At 57.7% G+C, this 20438-nt stretch carries 17 protein-coding genes; 9 read left to right on the forward strand and 8 right to left on the reverse strand.

The annotated features are described in order from the left end of the window. The first annotated feature begins 17 nt into the window (after positions 1–17). The 5 genes from plsY to cimA are packed head-to-tail and all read left to right on the forward strand — an operon-like array spanning position 18 to position 6262. A complete protein-coding gene (plsY, locus tag QEH54_RS15605) occupies positions 18–668 on the forward strand; it encodes a glycerol-3-phosphate 1-O-acyltransferase PlsY (protein ID WP_309019637.1) in 651 nt (216 codons plus the stop codon). Further along, positions 669–1988 carry a homoserine dehydrogenase gene (locus tag QEH54_RS15610; protein ID WP_309019638.1) on the forward strand — a complete coding sequence of 440 codons (1320 nt, stop codon included), beginning with the start codon at positions 669–671 and terminating at the stop codon, positions 1986–1988. It begins immediately after the preceding gene. A 30-nt stretch (positions 1989–2018) separates the two neighbouring features. Continuing rightward, positions 2019–3239 carry an aspartate kinase gene (locus QEH54_RS15615; RefSeq protein ID WP_309019639.1) on the forward strand — a complete coding sequence of 407 codons (1221 nt, stop codon included), beginning with the start codon at positions 2019–2021 and terminating at the stop codon, positions 3237–3239. 49 nt (positions 3240–3288) lie between these two features. Further along, positions 3289–4650, forward strand: a complete 1362-nt coding sequence (gene thrC, locus QEH54_RS15620; protein ID WP_309019640.1) for a threonine synthase — start codon at positions 3289–3291, stop codon at positions 4648–4650. Positions 4651–4681: 31 nt separating this feature from the next. Continuing rightward, positions 4682–6262 carry a citramalate synthase gene (cimA, locus tag QEH54_RS15625; protein WP_309019641.1) on the forward strand — a complete coding sequence of 527 codons (1581 nt, stop codon included), beginning with the start codon at positions 4682–4684 and terminating at the stop codon, positions 6260–6262. 31 nt (positions 6263–6293) lie between these two features. On the opposite strand, the gene QEH54_RS15630 is transcribed toward cimA, so the two are convergent. The 4 genes from QEH54_RS15630 to QEH54_RS15645 form a co-directional block, all read right to left on the reverse strand. Continuing rightward, positions 6294–7685 carry a phospholipase D-like domain-containing protein gene (locus QEH54_RS15630; RefSeq protein ID WP_309019642.1) on the reverse strand — a complete coding sequence of 464 codons (1392 nt, stop codon included), beginning with the start codon at positions 7683–7685 and terminating at the stop codon, positions 6294–6296. 144 nt (positions 7686–7829) lie between these two features. Next, positions 7830–9236, reverse strand: coding sequence for a sugar transferase (locus QEH54_RS15635; protein WP_309019643.1), 1407 nt, complete (start codon positions 9234–9236; stop codon positions 7830–7832). A gap of 279 nt (positions 9237–9515) precedes the next feature. After that, the gene (locus QEH54_RS15640; protein ID WP_309019644.1) at positions 9516–10169 is read right to left on the reverse strand and encodes a hypothetical protein; all 654 of its coding nucleotides are present in this window, start codon (positions 10167–10169) and stop codon (positions 9516–9518) included. A 156-nt stretch (positions 10170–10325) separates the two neighbouring features. Then, entirely contained in the window at positions 10326–11147 is an 822-nt protein-coding gene (locus QEH54_RS15645; RefSeq protein WP_309019645.1) for an AAA family ATPase, read from the reverse strand. Positions 11148–11219: 72 nt separating this feature from the next. Between QEH54_RS15645 and QEH54_RS15650 the strand changes: the two genes are divergently transcribed. From QEH54_RS15650 to QEH54_RS15660, 3 genes are all read left to right on the forward strand, one after another. Further along, positions 11220–11516: a septum formation initiator family protein gene (locus QEH54_RS15650; protein WP_309019646.1), complete on the forward strand. Its 297-nt coding sequence runs from the start codon at positions 11220–11222 to the stop codon at positions 11514–11516. A 119-nt stretch (positions 11517–11635) separates the two neighbouring features. Further along, entirely contained in the window at positions 11636–13045 is a 1410-nt protein-coding gene (locus QEH54_RS15655; RefSeq protein ID WP_309019647.1) for a UDPGP type 1 family protein, read from the forward strand. 192 nt (positions 13046–13237) lie between these two features. Then, positions 13238–15424: a response regulator gene (locus tag QEH54_RS15660; RefSeq protein ID WP_309019648.1), complete on the forward strand. Its 2187-nt coding sequence runs from the start codon at positions 13238–13240 to the stop codon at positions 15422–15424. 96 nt (positions 15425–15520) lie between these two features. Here the strand turns inward: QEH54_RS15660 and QEH54_RS15665 are convergent, their stop codons facing one another. From QEH54_RS15665 to QEH54_RS15680, 4 genes are all read right to left on the reverse strand, one after another. After that, positions 15521–16855, reverse strand: a complete 1335-nt coding sequence (locus tag QEH54_RS15665; protein WP_309019649.1) for a dihydrolipoamide acetyltransferase family protein — start codon at positions 16853–16855, stop codon at positions 15521–15523. Between the two features lie 38 nt (positions 16856–16893). Continuing rightward, positions 16894–17868, reverse strand: coding sequence for an alpha-ketoacid dehydrogenase subunit beta (locus QEH54_RS15670; protein ID WP_309019650.1), 975 nt, complete (start codon positions 17866–17868; stop codon positions 16894–16896). A 24-nt stretch (positions 17869–17892) separates the two neighbouring features. Beyond that, positions 17893–18951 (reverse strand): pyruvate dehydrogenase (acetyl-transferring) E1 component subunit alpha, encoded by a 1059-nt coding sequence (gene pdhA / locus QEH54_RS15675; RefSeq protein ID WP_345785665.1) that lies wholly within the window; start codon positions 18949–18951, stop codon positions 17893–17895. Positions 18952–19138: 187 nt separating this feature from the next. Then, positions 19139–19633 carry an NUDIX hydrolase gene (locus tag QEH54_RS15680; RefSeq protein WP_309019652.1) on the reverse strand — a complete coding sequence of 165 codons (495 nt, stop codon included), beginning with the start codon at positions 19631–19633 and terminating at the stop codon, positions 19139–19141. A 110-nt stretch (positions 19634–19743) separates the two neighbouring features. Between QEH54_RS15680 and QEH54_RS15685 the strand changes: the two genes are divergently transcribed. Beyond that, complete coding sequence (locus QEH54_RS15685) at positions 19744–20331, forward strand: hypothetical protein (protein ID WP_309019653.1); 588 nt, start codon at positions 19744–19746, stop codon at positions 20329–20331. Positions 20332–20438 lie beyond the last annotated feature (107 nt).

Genomic DNA, 20438 nt, shown 5'->3' on the forward strand with positions numbered 1-20438 from the left:
GTCGGTTCGATACACGAATGTCCATCGACGCGATAGATGCCATTTCGGCCGCAGGAGCAGGGTACCTCATCGGTTCCCTGCCTTTTGGCTTTTGGGTAGCGAAGGCGAACGGGGTCGACATCTTTTCTGTCGGCAGCCGAAATCCCGGAGCGACCAACGTCAAGCGCTGCGTGGGCAAGCGGGCGGGAAACCTCGTGTTCCTGTTGGATGCGTTGAAGGGCTTTCTCGCCACCGCATGGCCTATCGTTATCCTGTCTGCCCATTTTGGATACGGACTGGTCGGACTGGTCTTCGCGGTCCTTGGTCATTCCTTTTCCCTCTTTACCCGGTTTCGGGGCGGCAAGGGCGTGGCGACCATGCTTGGCGGCGTGGTAGCCTTGATGCCTTGGGCGGCCCTAGTGGGCGTGGCAGTTTGGCTAGCGGTTTTCTATGGCTCTCGCTACGTCTCGCTGGCCTCGATCTGCTTGGCGATCAGCCTGCCGATTACCAATCTCGTGATGAATGCCCCAGCAACCATCACCTGGGTGTCGCTCGCGCTCGCGGCGTTGGTGATTGTTCGTCACAAGGAAAACATCGTTCGTCTGATGAAGGGCGAAGAAAATCGATTTGAAAAGAAGTCCTCCAAGAAGACGGCGACGTCTTCGGTGATTGGAGGCAAGCAAAGCTAAATGAGCGAACGTGTGATAAAAGTAGGACTCTGTGGTTTCGGGGTCGTAGGGCAGGGCGTTTTCAACTACCTGCGAAGTCGTCAGGACCTATTGTCCGACAGAATTGGTGCTCGCTTGGAGGTTTCTCGTATTGCGGTTCGTGATACGAAGAAGAAGCGGGACTTCGACTACGACGAGAGCATGCTGACCACCGATCCTCTCTCGATCGCGACGGACCCTGAAGTGGACGTCGTCTGTGAACTGATGGGCGGAACGGGCGTCGCTCTCGATGTCAGCATCGCTGCTTTGGAAGCTGGCAAAATCCTGGTCACCGCCAACAAAGCTCTCCTGTGCGACCACGGCGAAGCGGTTTTCGCTGCGGCGAAGCGTGGCGGTGGACAGCTGTTTTTCGAGGCCAGCGTCGCGGGTGGCATCCCGGTGATCAAGGCTCTCAAGGACAGTCTGGTCGTCAACCGTTTCAGCAGCATATACGGGATTCTCAACGGAACCTCTAACTACATCCTCACTCGCATGACCAACGAGGGCGCCACGTATCAGGAAATCCTGACGGAAGCCAAGGCCTTAGGCTATGCGGAAGCTGACGAGTCGCTCGATGTCGATGGCATCGACGCCGCTCACAAGGCGGTGGTCCTGGCCTATCTAGCCCACGGTCGCTGGGTGCCGTTCAAGGATTTGCTGGTGGAAGGCGTCTCCGAGGTGACGCAGGATGATATCCAGTTTGCCAAGGACAACGGCTATGCGGTCAAGCTGCTGGCGGTGATCGATGTCGCTCACGCTTCCGGCAAACTCTACATTTCCATCCTGCCGACGCTCGTATCCAAAAAGACTTCGCTAGGGTCGGTCGATGGCGTGTTCAACGCGGTGTCGATTCATGGCGACGTGGTGGGCGAAACCGTTTACATCGGGCCGGGCGCCGGTCGTGACGCGACCGCAAGCTCCGTGATCGCTGACATCGTCGATGGGGCCAAGCTGCTGGTCAATGGTGGAGCCGAGACCTTCGTGGATCCGGCGCCTCGGGGCGGCGACGCCATCGAGCTGGCGGAACCGGAGGAAATCGAATCCCGCTACTATGTCCGCCTGCAGGTTTTGGACAAGCCAGGCGTCATGGCCGAGGTCGCTTCCTTGTTGGCCAGCCACAAGGTCAGTCTCGCCAGCGTCACGCAAAAGGAGGTCGGAGAAGGGGCGGAGTCCGCGACTTTGATCGTCACCACCCACATGACCAATGAAAAAGCGATTTTGGACTCCGTAAAAAGCTTGGCCGAAAGTCCGAGCGTGACCGCTAAACCGTTTTGCATGCCGATCAGCGGCATCGAGAAATAGCCCGTATCCAACCGTTAGAGACGCTAGACAATGGCTCGTATCGTAAAGAAATTTGGTGGCACCTCGGTGGGTGATGTCGATCGCATCAAGAATGTGGCGAACATCATTCGCGAGGATGTCGAACAAGGGCATCAGGTTGCGGTGGTCGTGTCCGCTCGATCGGGCGTGACCAACGAATTGATCGCTCGCGCGAAAGCGATCAACGAAAACCCGAACGACCGCGAGATGGACGTGCTGCTAGCGGTGGGCGAGCAGGAGACCATCGCTCTCGCTGCCATGGCCTTGCACGCGTTGGGCATCGAAGCCATCTCCATGACCGGAGCGCAAGCTGGCATCAAGACCGACCCGTTCCACACTCGGGCTCGCATCGTCAGCATGGATTGCGAGAAGATCGAAGCCCACCTCAACTCCGGGAGCGTGGTCATCGTGGCCGGTTTCCAAGGGGTGAACGAAGAGGGCACCACCACCACGCTCGGCCGCGGCGGTTCGGACCTTTCGGCGGTGGCGCTCGCCAGTGGCTTGAATGCCGATCTCTGCCAGATCTACACCGACGTCGATGGCGTCTACACTGCCGATCCGCGCATCGTGCCGCTCGCTAAGAAAATTCCGGAAATCAGCTACGAGGAAATGCTCGAGCTCGCCAGTCTCGGAACCAAGGTCATGCAGGCCCGTTCCGTAGAGTTCGCAAACAAGTATAACGTCGTATTCGAAGTACGCAGCAGTTTTGACACCTCAATCCCAGGGACAATCGTGAAACAAGAAGTAAGCTCAATGGAAGACGTCGTGGTACGCGGCGTGGCGCTCGACCGCAACCAGGCCAAGATCATGGTGACGAACATTCCGGACAAGCCTGGATCGGCAGCCCAGATTTTCGAGGCCTTGGGCAAGGCGAACGTCATCGTCGACATGATCGTGCAGAACTTGGGTAGAAATGGGGTGGCCAATCTCACCTTCACGGTGCCTCGCGACGATTCGAAACGCTCGCTCGACGCGGTCGAGCACGTGCTCAAGAAGCTGGGTGGCGGCGAAGTCGCGGTATTTGGCGACATCGTCAAGCTTTCTGTAGTGGGAATTGGGATGCGCAGCCATTCCGGCGTGGCCAGCAAGCTTTTCTCCGCTCTGGCGGAGGCCAAGGCGAATATCCAGATTATCAGCACGTCCGAGATCAAGATCTCCGTGGTGATCGATGAAGATGGGGCGGAAGACGCCACGCGAATCGTTCATTCCGCTTTCGGTTTGGACAAGGAGTAAGATGAACGCTGGGCGCCGGTCGGCGATTTAGCGTCAATGATATCGGAAAATGAAGTTCGTTAGCACACGAGGACAGACGGAGCCGCACAGCTTTTCGGAAGCGGTGCGCATCGGCTTGGCGCCGGACAAGGGATTGTTCGTTCCGGAAGAGCTTCCGGATCTGGGTCAGGAAATGCTGAGCTGGCAAGGAAAGACGTATCCGGAACTTTGCTACGAGTTTTTCAAGCATTTCGCCACCGACATCCCGAGCGACGAGCTCAAAGCCCTCGTCGAAACCGCCTACAGCCGCTTCGATCATCCGGACCACGCTCCGCTGGTGAAACTTTCCGATAAGCTCTACGTGCTGGAGCTCTTTCATGGGCCAACGCTAGCGTTCAAGGATTTCGCTTTGCAGCTGCTCGGTTGCCTCTACGAGCGTCAGGTCGCTCAGTCGGGCCAAGGTATCAACGTGCTGGGGGCGACCTCAGGCGACACTGGAGCTGCGGCGATCAATGGACTGCTCGGCAAGAAAGGCGTGAACATTTTCATCCTGTATCCAGACGGGCGTGTTTCGCCGCTGCAGGAACGGCAGATGACCTGCTTGGAGGAGGAAAACGTTTTTCCGCTGGCGATCAAAGGGAGTTTCGACGACGCCCAGGCTGCCTTGAAGGAGGTTTTCGGAGACAAGGACTTCAGCCGGGAGGTGCATCTGTCGGCCGTGAACTCCATCAACCTCGCCCGCATCCTCGCCCAGTGCGTCTACTACATCTACGCTTGGCTGAAGCTGCCTGCGGAATCCCGCGATCGAGCGACCTTCGTCGTGCCGACCGGAAACTTCGGAAACGTGCTCGCTGGCTGGCTGGCGTCACGCATGGGTATGGTGGTCGACGGCTTTCGGGTGGCGACCAACCAGAACGACATTTTGCACCGATTCTTTTCCGCTGGAGACTATTCGCTGGGCGCTGTGCAGCCTAGCCACGCTCCTTCGATGGACATCCAAGTCGCGTCGAACTTCGAGCGCTTTCTCTACTTTTCGCTGGGCGGCAATGCCGAGATGACTCGTGAGATCATGGAAGGCTTCAAAAAGGATGGCGCCTTTCAGGTCGGTGGCATGGCCATCACGGAGTTTATGACCAGCTCGCGCATGGACGACGCTGAAATCGCGGAGACCATAACACGCGTGTATAAGGAATTTGGTTACGTTTCCGATCCTCATACCGCCTGCGGCTTCAAGGACATCGATCATCTGGAGCCGGCGATCGTTCTTTCCACGGCCCACCCGGCCAAGTTTCCCGACGTGGTGGAGGCATGCACGGGAATCTCTCCCACCCACGCTAGCCTCGAGGCTCTGAAAGCGAAGGACGTGCAGAAGTACTCCGTCGAGCCCACCGAACAGGCGATCAAGGCGTTCATTCGCAATCACCAAGCTTAGCTTTTTACCAAGAAACTCCTCACAGACCATCATGAGCAAACCGACCATCTTAATGTACGATACAACCCTTCGCGACGGGACTCAGGGCGAAGGCGTCTCCTTTTCCGTGACGGACAAGCTCCGTATCGCGGAGAAGTTCGATCAGTTCGGTATCGACTACATCGAAGGCGGTTGGCCGGGGTCGAATCCGCGCGACATGGCGTTCTTCGAGGAAGCGAAGAGGCTCAAGCTCAAGCACTCGAAGATCGCAGCCTTCGGCTCGACTCGACGGGCGAATCTGAAGGCCGAAGAGGATCCTCAGCTCAAAACGCTGATCGATGCCGGCACGCCGGTGGTGACGATTTTCGGCAAGACCTGGCTGCTGCATGTGACCGAAGTCATTCGCGTCGAGCCGGAAGAGAATCTTGCCATGATCGAAGACAGCGTGCGCTTCCTCAAGGGGAACGGGCGCGAGGTTATCTATGACGCGGAGCACTTCTACGACGGCTATGTGGATAGTCCTGACTACGCCATGAAGACGTTGGAGGCGGCGGTGCGCGGCGGAGCGGATTGTCTGACTCTCTGCGACACCAACGGAGGAAAGCTGGTCAAGGAACTCGAAGAAATCACGGCTGCGGTGGTGAAACGCTTCCCGGAAGTCCGAGTCGGTGTGCACTGCCACAACGATTCGGGTCTGGGCGTAGCAGTGTCGTTGGCCGGTGTGGATGCGGGCGCGACTTTGGTCCAAGGGACCTTCAACGGATACGGCGAGCGTGTGGGTAATGCTAATCTCACTACGATCATCCCCAACGTGCGTCTGAAAATGGAGTATCCGGTGAACTGCGAGAAGCACCTTAAACGTTTGCGGGAGCTTTCGATGTTCATCGCGGATCTGGCTAACTTGCCCCACGACGCGAAAGCGCCTTTCGTCGGACTCTCCGCGTTCACCCACAAGGGCGGAGCGCATGCGGACGCGACCAAGAAGGTGAGCTACAGCTACGAGCATGTCGATCCGACCGACGTAGGCAACAAGCAGCGTGTGCTTGTATCCGATATGGCAGGACGCAGCAGCTTGCTGATGAAAGCTCAAGAGCTCGGCTTCGATCTTGATCGCGACTCTCCGGATACGAAGGTTATCATCGAAAAGCTCAAGGAGCTGGAGTACAACGGATACGAGTTTGAATCGGCTGATGGCTCGCTGCGGCTGCTGCTTGACAAGTTGACCAACAAGTTCACTTCACACTTCGAATTCGAGGGCTACCGCGTCATTGTAGAAAAGCGTTCCAAGGACGAGGATCCGGTCTCCGAGGCTACGATTAAGGTCAAGGTGGACGGAGCGCCCCGCTACGTGGTGGCAGAGGATTCGGGGCCGGTCGGCGCCTTGGACAAGGCCCTGAGAGTCGCCCTCGGCGACGCGTTTCCGAATCTCAAGGAGCTTACGCTCAAGGATTACAAGGTGCGCATTCTCGATTCCAAGCAAGGAGTGGAAGCCAAGACGCGCGTGCTCATCGAGTCCTCCGACGGCGAGGAGCTTTGGGGTACGGTAGGGGCCAGCGACAATATCATCGAAGCGAGCTGGCAGGCGATCCGCGATGCGGTGGACTACAAGATTCTGATCGACGACAGAAAGTAACCATCGACTGGGTACGGATAGGATCGCCGCGCTACAGAAGCGGGGCGATCAATTGAGAAAGGTCTTCCGCGATCCCTTTGAGCCGCTTCTTGTGAGCGAGTTCGTCAGCCCCGAGGGGTGTGCAGTTTTCTTCGAGGCTTTGTATCCACTCAGCCATGGCGCTTGTTTCGGGGCGAGAGTAGAGGAAAGCGGCGACCTCGTAGTTCATGAAAAGGCTGCGAAGGTCCATGTTCGCGGATCCTGTCATGGCGATCTTGTCGTCGATGAGGAGAGCTTTAGCATGCATCATCACCTCTTCGTAGGCGAGAATCTTGACGCCCGCCTGATAGAGCTCGCGAAGGAAGTGGATTCGAGCCAGGTCGGCTAGGCGATGGTTCGATTTTCGGGGAACGATGAGCGTCACCTGCTTCCCGGTGCGCGCTTTGACGATGAGCGAGCGCAGCAGCACGTCGTCCAGGATGAAGTAGGGTGTGACGATCTTGATGCTTTCTTCCGCCTCTTGAATCGATGAAAGGACCTTTTCGTAGAGCGGATCCCCTGTGGTATCGGGGCCGCTGGCCATGATTTCGATGGTGCTCTCCGCGTCCTCCAAGGGAGCGATGAAGGTAGGTTCTCGACTTACGTATCCACGTTTTCGCGACGCAAATTTCCAGTCCTGCTCGAAGATCGCGTTGAGGGCGGTGACTGCTGGACCCTCGATGCTGATTCCTAGGTCTACCCAGCGACCCTTGGAAATGGTTGGCCCCATGTAGTCGCGGCCGATATTTCTTCCGCCCACGATCGCTTTGGACTGGTCGAAGATCGCGATCTTTCGGTGGTTTCTCAAATTGGTGGCGCCGGGAAAGGCAAAGGGAAAGACGGGCATGAAACGCTCGATGCGTCCGCCAGCCTTTTCCAGATCGAGCATGTAGAGGGTTTTCTTGCCCCAGGAACCGATGGCATCGATCAGAAGCCTGACTTCAACGCCTTCACGGGCCTTATTGGAAAGCTCTTTTACGACGCGTCGTCCAACGGCGTCGTGGCTGAGGATGAAGGTGGTGATGTCTATGGAATGTTTGGCATCTTTGATCGAATCGATGAGAGCCTCGTAGGCCTCGATGCCGGTAGGAATGAATTGGGTACGGTTCCCTGTCGCGATTAGCCCGAACGGCGAGGGCGTGACAGCCGAGTTTTGGCTTAGGTTGGATGGGATTCTCAGGGAATCCTTGTCGCGGGAGAGTTTCGCGATCTTGCGGCCACCAAAGAGCAGGAACAACGGTACGCCTACATAGGGGACTAAAATGATTATGAGCAGCCAGGCGAAGGTGTTGCTCGGCCGCCGTTTTTCCCGCATCAGACGAGCGATCAAGATGAAGCCGAGTCCGAAGCCGATGATGGCGCCTAGGTGGGGCAGGACGGTATCGATGAGGAGAGTCGGTGACATCGAGGCAGTGGACGTCAGGATCCTCTGGCTCGGCGGCCGATTTTTCAAGCTGCCTTTTCCCGAAACGAAACTGCGCGTTCGAGCTTATTCAGGGTGAAACAGGGTTCACCTCGGGCGGAGCTGTCGCTGCTTGGTCCTGGCGGTCTAGTACGCGCTCTTCGGCGGGAAGACGATCGCTTTCGCCGTGAGCAGCATGATCTTCAGGTCGAGCATGAAGGACCATGTATTGATATACTTGATATCGTACTCGATGCGTCGCTTGAGATGCTCCGGTTCGTTGATCTCGCCGCGCAGGCCCATGGATTGGGCCAGCCCAGTGATGCCCGGTTTCACGAAGTGGCGGGTATAATAGACGCGCATTTTCTCCGAAAACTCCTTGTCGTGGTCGATCAGGTGAGGTCGGGGACCGGAAACGCTCATTTCACCAAGGAGCACGTTGATAAACTGAGGCAGCTCGTCCAGAGAGGTCTTGCGGAGGATCTGACCGAACCGATAGATGCGCGAGTCGCCTTTTGTCGCTTGTTTGGCCACGTTGCGAGCGTTGTCGTCGGTCGCGTGCATGGTGCGGTACTTTATGATGTGGAAGGTCCGCTTGGTCATGCCGGTTCGCGGTTGAGCGTAGAAGATGGGTCCGGGTGACTGCCTGCGCTGCACCGCCCATACGAGAAGGGTGAGCGGAGGAAGGATGAAGGCGACGATGGGCAGGGAGACCGCGACGTCGAACGTTCGTTTGACCATGCGGTTGATCGGATTCTCTAACGGCTCGTTTTCGTAGGTGAGGAAGGTGTAGTCGCCCTCGTGCTCGATCGCCATGCGTTGCTGAATGTCCTCCTGCCAGTTGTTGTAGATGCGCAAGCGGCAGCCCGCTCTCTGCGCGATCTCCATGGCCGCCTTGGAGTCCTTTTGAGAAAGGGCGTTGGGCACGATGACCACCTGGGCGATGCGGTGCCTCTCGATGGCTTTTCCTAAGTCGTCGACCGAACCGATGCAGGGGATGGGGCGATCTTCGACCGGAGGGCAGCCTTCGCCTGGCACGTAGCCGATGATCTCAATGCCGTAGTCCGCCTTGTTCGTAATCCAGTCCTGGAGGCTGCTGAGCGATTCGGTGGAGCCTACGATCAGGGTGGGGATGGTCTGGGTCTTGAAGCTGAGTCGGCAGAGGTGTCGCGGGAGGATCTTGTTCATGGCGAACAAGGTGAGGAAGCTCGCGGTCAGGTAGGTCGTCAGGAAGAGCCGGCTGATTTCCGTATCCTTCATAACGAAAACGATCGCGAGCTGGAGCAGCATGATGCGAATGATCTGCTGAAAGCTCAGGCGAAAGGTTCTGTACCAGCCGAGTTCGTTGAAATCGTTCGCATAGTCGCGAAGCAGCCTGATGTTTACCAACGACCCGAGTGCGACCGCCAGCATGTAAAGGTTGAGGTAGCCGATGCGAAGCGAGTACCCGAACAGGGTGAAGACCTCTTTCACGAGGAGAAAGAGAAACAGCAAAGCCGCCATGGACCAAAGTCCGTGGAGGTTGAGGATTCCTTCTTGGCGATTCTTGAGCATCGAGCGAGCTGGTGATTGGCGTTACCTATGGATCAGCCTTGCTGTATAGAGTCTAAACACAACTTCAAATCGTGACGTTGCCTATACGAGCGTGGGTAGTCTGACGCCAAGATCAGAGTCGCCCCTATTCGAGCGACCTAGTGGACTACCTAAGGGTGAAAGGTCCCTAGCGAAACCTGCTGCGTTCGCGTTGGGGTATAGTGGGCAAGGCGCCGGCCGCTCGCTCGCGCCCAGAGCGGAGCGTCGGACGAGCTTGTGAATAGCCGGCGAAGCGACCGTCTAGAGCGGCTTTGCGTAGCGGTTTCCCGCTCGGTCTTCGAAGATGAGGGACGTGTCGTTGAAGCCTCGCAGCACGAGGTCATACTCGATATCCACCACGTCGCCGATTCGCTTTATCTTTCCGTTCAGAAAAACGCGACTGGCCGCCCCGGACTTGCGAATGCCCTGGATGGTGAAGCTATCCACTTTCTCCTGAATCTGGATTCGCTCCTCGATCGAGATCTGAGGTTTGGCTGGTTCGGCCTCTCGAGCTTGATTCTCTAGCAGCATCTTCTGCACGGTGGAAATCTGCTCTTCCGACAGGGCGCCCAAGAGGGCTTGCACGACCTGTTCCTTTTCGGGAGGGACCGTTTGCTTCTCGACGCTAGACGTCGGAACGGGGTCCGCCCGCTCGGAAATGGGCTCGTCTTTGGCGCCTACGTCCGCGGCGAGCGTTTTGTCAGACCCTTCCAGATACTGTGATCCAAAATAGAAAAACGCTCCCGCCCCGATCGCCAGCGCCACTCCTAAGCCGGTGAATCCAACCAGCGCCGCGGTTAGATTGCCGCCGCGGCCTCTCCGGGCCATGGCTCGGCTGACCATAGGCGCGACGGGACGCGCATCGACATGTCGGCGCTGTTGTTCGAGTTTTAGGGCCTGGTTGATGAGGCTCATGTTCGCTGCTCTTAGTGGGTTCGTTGGCGAATGCGCGTAGCATTCCAGAATCTCTTACAACGGACAAAATCGCCCGCGGTTAAGGGGAGGGCGGCGATATGCGCCGAACCAGGCGCCGGGGATAGCGGACGGAAGCTGGACTCGAACCCGGTCCCGCTACTTGAAGTCCAGAGTCTTGATCTCCTTCAACGCCGCTCGCACGTCTCGCCAGGTCACGACCTCGCTGTTGCGGATATAGGAGGAAAGCAGGGACTTGTCGCAAATATTGTTCACGATGCGGGGGATTCCGCCGGATTTCCAGCTGATCCATCGAACGGCCCAGCTGGTGAAAAAGGGAATGCCTTGTCCGCCGGCCATGGCGATGCGGTGGTGAATGTATTGCTCGATCTGGATGCGGTTCAGAGGCTTGAGCTCCGTATGCACCAGAATGCGTTGGCGAAGCTGGCGCAAGCGCTCCTCGGCCAGGATCTCCTTGAATTCCGGCTGGCCCATCAGGATGATTTGCAGGAGCTTCTGCTTGTCGGTCTCTAGGTTGGAGAGCAGACGGAGCTGCTCCAGCAGCTCGAAGGTCAGGTTCTGAGCCTCGTCGATGATCAGCAGGATGTCCTTGCCCGCTTGAATCTTCTCCAAGAGCAGGTCGTTCACCTGCTGCACCAGACCGCTTCGGCTGCGGCTCATCGATCCCTCAGCTCCCAGTTCCTTCAGAATGGTCTTGAGAAGCTGCGTCTCCGTGATGCGGGGATTGAGGATGAGCGCGGTCTCGTATTTCTCGTCGTCGATCTCGTTGATGAAATGGCGACACAAGGTGGTTTTTCCGCAACCGACCTCGCCGGTCAGCACGATGAAGCCTTTCTTTTCCGCCACTCCGTATTTCAGGTGTTGGAGCGCTTCTTGGTGGGTGGGACTTAGGTAGAGAAAGTTCGGATCAGGAGTGATGTTGAAAGGCATCTCTCTGAGGCCGTAGAAACTTTGGTACATTGCCGCGAAATGTCGGGGAATTACCCGAGGCTTACAATTATTTTTTTGCAATACTTGCCGGGGTGACCGTAGATGAGCACGCTACCAATGAAGTCCACCCGGTTCGTAAACCTCTTATTCTCCATCGTCTTTCTGGCGGTCGCCGTTTTCGCTTCGGTATTCCTGTATCGGGATTATCAGCACTACGACAATTTGCGCACGCAGCAGACTCTTCTGGAGAAGCGCTTGGATAGCCTTGATGCCGAGCATGAGGAGCGTGAACAGCAGCTGCAAATGCTGAAGGGCGATACTGAATACATCGAAAGCGTGATTCGGGCGAAGCTCAAGTACGCCAAGGAGGACGAGACGATCTTTCGTTTCGAGAAATAGGCCTTTCCCCCTTTCGAGGGAGTATTGTGAAAGGTGTTCGACATTCGACATTTTTGTTGGAGCAATGAGGCGTCCTTTGCTTAGGCTTGCAGGAAAATCTTCGCACCCGACTTCACATCATGGAAATTCAGCAGCTATTCGAATCTCACGGTCAGAATCAGGTCTTTCGCTTCTGGAAAGAGCTATCCGAACAAGAGCGGTCCCAGCTCGTCTCTCAAGCCGAGGAGATCGATTTGCGCGAGCTGGACAATCTGGTCGATACCTTGGTGAAACGAAAAGGCGAGACCGCTCACCTCGACTACTCCAAGCTGCAGCCGGCTCCGTACCTCCCTATTCCCGAGGACCGATCGAAGGACGCTCAATGGCAGGAGGCGAAACGGATCGGAGAGGAGGCTCTGCGCGCGGGCAAGGTGGCGGCCTTCACCGTGGCAGGCGGACAAGGCACCCGTCTCGGATACGATGGGCCGAAAGGCACCTTCCCGGTGACGCCGGTGAAGTCCAAATCGCTTTTTCAGGTATTCGCGGAAAAGATACAGGCAGCTCGGGTTTGCTACCAGAGCTCTATCCCTTGGTTCATCATGACCAGCGATATCAACCACCAGGCGACGGTTTCGTTTTTCGAGGAGAACGACTATTTTGGCCTTGAGGCGGGTTCGGTTTCCTTCTTCCGCCAAGGACGAATGCCGGCGGTCGATTTCGAAGGAAAGATCATATTGGATGGAAAGGGCTCGATCGCCATGAGTCCGGATGGGCATGGCGGCGCTCTGCGGGCTTTGGATCGTAGTGGATCGCTGGATGCGATGCAAAAGGCGGGCATTGAAGCGATCAGCTATTTCCAGGTGGACAATCCGCTGGTGCAACCGGTCGACCCGTACTTCATCGGTTTCCACCTCAAGACTGGCTCTACCATGTCGAGCAAGATGCTGCCCAAGGCTTACGAGAAGGAAAAGCTTGGTCATTTCTGCGTATTGGACGGCACGACTCAGATTGTTGAATACAGCGATATGCCGGACGAGCTCTGCGCTTTGCGCGATGAGGATGGACAGCTTTCCTTCCGTGCGGGAAGTATCGCGATCCACGTTATCTCGCTCAGTTTCGCTCGTGATTTGGCCACGGGTGGCAGCGACCTCTCCTTGCCGTTTCACCGAGCGGACAAAAAGATTCCTTTCGTCGACGAGGCAGGGGAGATCCAAAAGCCGGATACGCCGAATGGAGTGAAGTTTGAAATGTTCGTTTTCGATGCGATCCCCTTCGCGAACAACCCGCTTATCATCGAGACCACCCGTCTCAACGACTTCAGCCCGGTGAAGAACGCCGAAGGCGTCGATTCGCCGGAAAGCTGCAAGGCGGACCAGGTCGCTCTATACAAGTCTTGGTTGGAGGCGGTCGGCGTTTCCGTGCCAGACGACTTCGCCCACAGCATCGAGATCTCGCCCCTGTTCGCGACCGACTCAGACAGTTTCGTGATGGCTTGGAGCCGGAAACCGCAGCGACTCGACTTCTCAGGCGATATTTACATATCCGGCTGATTCTGCGGGATTTGGGGGCTCTTTGCTGCCTTTGATGTATACCCTGAACGCCTGTTTAGGGGTAACTTCTTAGTCGAAAATAGGTAAAAGCTCAAGTGGTCTCACCGTGTGAATACTAGTTCATGCTCTTCCGCTTGCGATGGGGTATGACTTGCGGTCTAGTTTGCCGGTATCCTCCCTTCCTCCCAAGCAATGGCTTCCTCCCCGATTACCAGTCTGGTAGTTGAATCCGACCTACATCGAGCGAACCAGATTCTGTGCTCGTTGAGCGAATCGCAGGACCCTGTGTTCCACTGCGTTCATGTGCGGTCGCTCGCGGACGCGGAGCGCGTCTTTGAGGAGCGCGCGATCGACCTGATCGTTTCCCGAGTTTTCCTGCCCGGCTTTGAAGATGGCTCAGCGTTGGCGGCGTATCGATCGCGAATGCCTGGCGCCTTGCTCATCGCTCTCATCGAGGATGAGGAAAAGGGCGCGATGCTCGACGCGACACAGCAGCTCTCCGACGAGTGTCTCTTCTATCGAGACTTGGACAAACCCAGTTTGATGGAGGCGATCCGTCTCGCTTGGGAAAGGCGCGATTTGCTCGACGAGCTGAAGCTGCGGCAAACGAATCAGACAAGCGGTAAGGCGACTTACAAGGCTCTGCTGAACTGCATGGACGAGGCCCTGTTTCTGGTGTCGCGACCGGAAGGGGAATTGCTGTTCACCAACGATGTTGCGGAAACTTGGTATCCGAATAGCAAAGACAGCATTCTGAAAGAGCTCTTCGAGTACGGAGTGCTTGATTCCGAGTCGATAGAGCTCGAGATCGCTACCACGAACCCCATCATCCCCAACGCCGAATTGAGATCGGTAGCCCTTGACTGGCGAGGTCAGGACTGCTGCATGATCACGCTGCGCAACATTTCGAAACGCAAGCGAGCCGAGGAAGCGTACAAAACAAGCCAACGACGCTTGGAGCTCGCTTTGAAGACCTCCAACATCGGCATGTGGTCCTGGGATCTTCGCAGCAATCAGCTCCAGTTTAGCGAACGCTGGAAGAAGCAGCTCGGATTCGGAAGTCACGAGTTTTCGAATACGCTCGCAGCCTTTCGGGAAGCCTTGCACCCGGAGGATCGCGACCATGTGGTCGGCGAACTGCGTCGAGCTCTGAAGGGCGAGATCAAAGAGTTGGAATTCGAGTATCGCATGATTCACCGCGACGGTTCCTATCGGCATATTCTCTCGCGAGCGGAGGTTTTCCCTGACAGTCAAGGCAGGCTGTCAGCTCTGCTCGGCACCCATATCGACGTGACGGAGCGCGTGGCGAAAGCGGAACAGGCGCAAGCGGATGAGAATCGGAGCGCGACCCGATTGATAGAGGAGCGCATTTCGAAGCGGTTGCGAAGCGTAGCCGGTCGGCTTGAGAAAAGCGCTTCTTGGATTCGCTCCCATTTTCGAAGCGACTCGGAGATATCCAACAGTATTCAGGAAATGGAGCGACTTTCCCGTCGGATGGCTTGCTTGAACGAGGTGCTTGCTTCCGGACTCCCGGAAAGGGGAAATCCCGAGGAGCCACTGGATCTGGGCTTCTGGCTGGAGATCAGGCTCGAGGAGCTTTCCTGTTTGCTGCCTTCCAAGGTGGTGGTGGAAATCGACGCGAGCGAGATTGTCGAGCTGGCGGACTATCGGCAAGGGGTTTTGGACTTGGCCATTTCGGAGGCGCTCTCGAGCATTGGCGAAAAGGTTTCTCCAGAATTCAAGAGCCGATTGCTGATTCGAGTTTTCGAAGAGGAGGCCGAAGATGGAGTGAACCGGTATCCAAATGTTGAATTCGTCTATGCGGGCGAAGAGCTGGATAGCGAGTGCGCCCGCTGCCTATCTGATCTTTCGGGTGTGCTTGTATCCACTTATTCGAACAATGGCTTGTCCATATTGAAGCTACGCTTCGGTGGCGATAGGGCCAAGCAAGCTTCGACGCAGTCGCTCGAAGCGAGTCCCGAACGTATCGAAAGCAGAAAGGTACTGCTGGCGGAGGACGAAGGGGTCTTGCGCATGGCGATCCAAGCCATGCTGGAGTCGTTGGATTTCGAGGTGGTGATCGCTCGAAACGGCGCGGAGGCTTTGGATAAGTTCTTTCAGCATCGCGACGAGTTGTCGGCGGCCTTGGTGGATCGCTACATGCCGGAGATCGACGGATTGGGAGTGCTGAAGTCGATCCGAAGCAGCAGCCCCGATCTGCCAGTGGTCATGATGAGCGGCGACGACCGTGCTTGGGTGTCCGAGGACGGAGAGGAAATCGAAGAGGGAAGCAGCCGTTTCCTATGCAAGCCCTTCGGCACGTCGGCTTTGCGGGCGACGCTTTCCGCCATGCTGTGTCTCGACGACAGCCGCGTCTAGAGGATCGAGGAACTTCGGGCCGATCGCGGAAAAAAGGAAAACGTCCCCGCTCGAAGCGTGAGACGTTTCCTGAAAAACGGGTTTGGAGTGGTCTGGCTAGATCAGCGACAGAGCTGGGGTTTCCAGCAAGGTCTTGAGCGCTTGCAGGTACTCCGCGCCGACCGCTCCGTCCACCACGCGGTGGTCGCAGCTGAGTCCGATGGTCATGATCTGGCCGGCCACGATTTCTCCGGCGTCGTTGACGATCGGCTTATTGACGGTAGCGCCGACCGACAGGATGCCCGCGTCTGGCGTGTTGATGATGCCGTAGAAGCTGCTGATGCCGTACATGCCCAAGTTGGTCACGGTGAAGGTGCTGCCGGTCATTTCGTTTGGCCCGAGCTTCTTGCTGCGCGCCTTGCCGATCAGTTCCTTGGCTTCGATGGCGATTTGCTTGAGGGTCTTGCTTTCCGCGTTGCGGATGACCGGCGTGAGCAGTCCATCTTCGATAGCCACGCCGAACGCGAGATTCACGCTGCCGTTTTGGCGGATGGTATTGCCTTGCCAGGCGCGATTCATGGCGGGCACCCGGCGCAGAGCCTCCGCTGAGGCCTTCAGGATGAAGTCGTTTACAGTGAGCTTGATGCCGCCGCCGTGTTCCGCTGGCACGTTGGCCAGGTCGGCGTTGATCTTGGCTCGCGTGGCTAGGAGGTTGGCCACGTTGACGTCGATCTGCAGGTAGAAGTGAGGGGCGCTGACCTTGGAATCCACCAGGCGCTTGGCGATGACGCCCCGCATGTTGGAAACGGGCAGTTCCGCGTCTTCAGCGATGGCCAGCCCGGGCAGGGTGACCGGGGCGGCGGATTTGGACTTGGAAGCGGAGGAAGCCTTGGACGAATCGCTGGATTTCTTGCCGCCTCCGGAGGCTTTGGCGTCGAGCACGTCCTGCTTGACGATGCGACCGTTGGGGCCGGTGCCGCTGATGGAGGCGAGATCGATGCCTTCCGCGGCCGCGAGCTTTTTGGCCAGAGGGGAAGCTTTGATGCGGCCTTCGGGCGTGGTGGAGTCGGAGCTCTTCTTTGAGGAGGAATCGCTTTCGGATTTCTCTTCCTTGGCCGGGGCTTCGTCCTTCTTTTCCGGCTCATCGTCCTTTTTGTCGGAGGAGTCGGAGGTTTTGGGAGCGGACGGGGCGTCCGGCACCTCGACCTCTTCGCCCTCCTCGCCGATGGCTGCGATCGGGGCGCCGATGGCGACCTGCTCGCCGGCTTTGGCGATTTGCTTGAGGAGAATGCCGTCTTCGAAGGCCTCCAACTCCATGGTCGCCTTGTCGGTTTCGATTTCGGCGATGACATCGCCGGACTCTATGGCGTCGCCTTCGTTTTTGAGCCAGTTGGCGACGGTGCCGACAGTCATGGTGTCGGACAGTTTCGGCATATCGATGAAAGTAGCCATTGTCTGAAAGTTAGAAGTAAGGATTTAGAAGGAAGAGATTACATGATCGCGAGGACCTTATCGACGACGTTGGCCGCTTTCGGCAGCTGTTCCGGCTCGAGCGCTGGGCTGTAGATTGCGGGGGCGTCGATGGTGGAAACGCGCTGCACCGGGGCGTCGAGGTAGTCGAAGGCCTTGTTCTGAATCAGGTAGGCGATCTGGGCGTCGACGCCGCAGAAGGGACGGTTTTCCTCGACCAGCACGGCCCGGTTGGTCTTCTTGACCGACTCGATGATCGTTTCCTCGTCGAGCGGACGGATGGAGCGTAGGTCGACGACTTCGGCGCTGATGTTGTGCTCGCTGGAGAGAATGGTCGCGGCGGTGATGGCTACGCCCACGGATGGGCCGTGGCAGACGATGGTGACGTCGGTGCCCTCACGCTTGATGTCGGCCTTGCCCAGCGGGATGATGTATTCCTCTTCGGGCACTTCGCCTTTGTTGCCGTAGAGCAGGGTGGATTCCATGACGTAGACCGGGTCGTTGTCGCGGATGGCGGACTTCATGAGGCCTTTGGCGTCGTAGGGAGTCGCAGGGCAGACCACCTTCAGGCCTGGCATGTTGGCGATAAGGTTTTCCGGGGTGTGCGAATGGGTGGCGCCTACGTTGGTGCCGCCGTTGGCGGGTCCGCGGATGACGATGGGCACGTTGATCAGGCCGCCGGACATGTAGCGCACGCAGCCGGCGTTGTTGATCATCTGGTCCCACGCCACGTAGGCGAAGCTCCAGAACATCAGCTCCATCACGGGGCGGACGCCCAGCATGGAGGCGCCGATGCCCATGCCGATGAATCCGGCCTCGGAGATGGGCGCGTCCACGATGCGCTTGGGACCGTATCGGTCGAGCAAGCCCTCGGTGACCTTGTAGGCTCCGTTGTACTGGGCCACTTCTTCGCCGATGATGACCACGTTTTCGTCTCGCTCGATTTCCTCGGCGAGAGCGTCTTTGATCGCTTGTCTGTAAGAGATCTCTGGCATGTTAGCTGTCCGTTCTGGTGAAAATTAGTCGTTGAAGAAGAGGCGGCCTTGGGAGGCCCGCTGGTCGGGGTTGTCCGCTTCCCAGTAGACGTCCTCGGTGATGGACTCCACGGATGGGAAATCGCTTTCGTCGGCGAACTTCGCCGCGTCTTCCGCCTCTTTCTTGGCCGCGTTGTCGATTTCCTTCATCTCGTCCTCGCTCATGATCTTCTGGTCGAGCAGGTAGAGGCGATAGACGTTGAGCGGATCGTGGTTCTTGCGGTAGTCGTCGATCTCTTCCTTGGTGCGGTACTTCTTGGCGTTGGCGTCGGCCACGGAATGGCCTTGGTAGCGGTAGGTATGGATCTCCAGCAGAGTCGGCTTGGATTCCTTGTGAGCCCGCTCGATGGCTCGTCCCACGCCGTCGCGGATGGCGAATATGGATTCGCCGTTCACGTGCTCCCACGCCATGTTGTAGCCCTCGGCTCGGGCGGCGAGACCATGCTCGGGGTGCGAGGAGGAGCGTTCCTGGGAAGTTCCCATGGAATAGCCGTTGTTCTCGATGATGAAGATGGCGGGAAGATCCCAGAGAGCGGCCAGGTTGTAGGCTTCGTGCACGGCGCCCTGGTTGATGGCTCCGTCTCCCATGAAGGTCATGCAGGAACCGGTGAGGCCCTTGTACTTGAGGGCGTAGGCGATGCCGGTTCCGAGGGGAACCTGGCCGCCCACGATGCCGTGGCCGCCCCAGTAGTTCTTGTCCGGCGCGAAGTAGTGCATGGAGCCGCCTTTGCCCTTGGAGCAGCCGGTAGCCTTTCCGAGCAGCTCGGCCATGCATTCGTTCATGCCCATGCCCACCGCGAGGCCGTGTCCGTGGTTGCGGTAGGCGGTGATCATGTGGTCGTGTTCGCCCATGAGAGACGCGCAGCCCACCGCGATCGACTCCTGGCCGATGTAGAGGTGGAGGAAGCCTCCGATCTTGCCTTGCTGGTAGACGCGAAGGGATCGCTCCTCGAATCGGCGGATGCGGACCATGTCGCGGTAGAATGCCAGCTGGTCTTCTTTTGAGAGCCCCTTGTTGATAGGCAGTTTCGCTTCTTTAGCCAGATTCGCTTTTTCCGGCTTAACGCGTTTCTTTGGCGTAGTTTTTGCGCTCACGTGTCTCTTTTCTGGTGTTCTCTGATTTTGAGAAGGAAATTCTTTCGAAAGGGTGGATTGAAGGTCTTGCTGGTCGGGACACAACAACAAAGCGGTATCGCGTTGAGGTGACGAACCCGCTTAGGGAGAGAATGCGTTATTCGCTGGGTATCAATCCTTCAATTTCGAACTCCAGCGGTTTTCCGGGCTGACAGTCGACTTTCAGGGCCACGAATCGGTCGTGGTAGCGGTCGTAGATGTCCCAAAGGCCCTGGCGGTCGGTGTCGGGAATCGGGAGAGAGTCGATCTCCTCGCGAGAGAAAAAGGCGAATTTTCCCTCATCGATGGAGGCGGGCAGGACGTCCAGCGGCTTGGAGCAGTCGAAAAGAAACATTAGCCAGTGCCCCTTGCCCTCGTAGGCCTTTTCGGCGGCCATGCAGAACAGGTGCAGGTCCTTCTCGCTGATGGCATGGCCTGTCTCTTCGCGGGTTTCGCGGATGGCGCATTCGAAGGGGGACTCGCCGAGCGGCATTTCCAGTTTGCCCCCGACCGGGCTCCATAGCCCGTCGTTCGGGGCTTTGGTTCGCTCGATGAGCAGGAATTGCCCCTGCGAGTTCTTTAGGAATACTAGGACGCTGATTTTGTATTGCATGGATGCGGACGGGGTCCGAGTAGGGGGCATGGAAAATGCCGGGGCAAGCGCATTCAGGAGATGGCAGGGATTCGCTTGCCCTCCGCGGGCGCGCGCTGGATGGTGTGCGGATGCCTCGCTTCGCTCCTACGCTCTGGCTCTTTCTGTTCGCGGGATTGGCGGTTCCATCGTCCGCTGGGCTGCTGGAAGTCGGCCGACTGCAGTTCGATCTGACAGAGGAACCCCGCAGCGGAGAGCTCTGGTACGAGATTGCCGTCACGGTGGAAGCGCGTCGAGGGGAAGGGGATCTGCTGGGAAAACGATTCACCGACAGCGTCGAGGTGGCCTGCTCGCTGGCGTTCGAGGTGGAACGGGAGGGCGAGAGGGGCTTCGCGTTCTATCGGGCTGAGCTGGAGTGGGTGACGATCGACGAGGGTCGTCACGTGGCCCGTTTCTATCTGCCGCCGGAGGTGGTGGAGCGGGACAGGCTTCGGGGCGCTCCCCACAGCTTTCAGATTCGCCTGCAGGCCGAAGGGCAGGATCCGGTCTGGTTCTGGTCGGACTCGCTGGAGCGGGAGGCGAGCAGGGAACGGTTTCTGACCCTGCTCGAGGTGGAAGCTTCTCGAAACGCGGGAATCCTGAGAAGCCAGCGGCTCACTCCGTTCGCCTGGCTCTATCCCGAATCCACTCCCACGGAGCGCTTCACGTCGATTCGCTGAGAGGACGGCGCCCTGTCCGCGGAGGCTGGGCCTCCCCCCGCGTAAGTCCAAGCTGCAGATGGTTTTATCTTGTAATAGGCACTTGTTAAAAAAGAATGAAGCCCTGT

This window comes from Pelagicoccus sp. SDUM812003, from assembly GCF_031127815.1.
GTDB lineage: Bacteria > Verrucomicrobiota > Verrucomicrobiia > Opitutales > Opitutaceae > Pelagicoccus.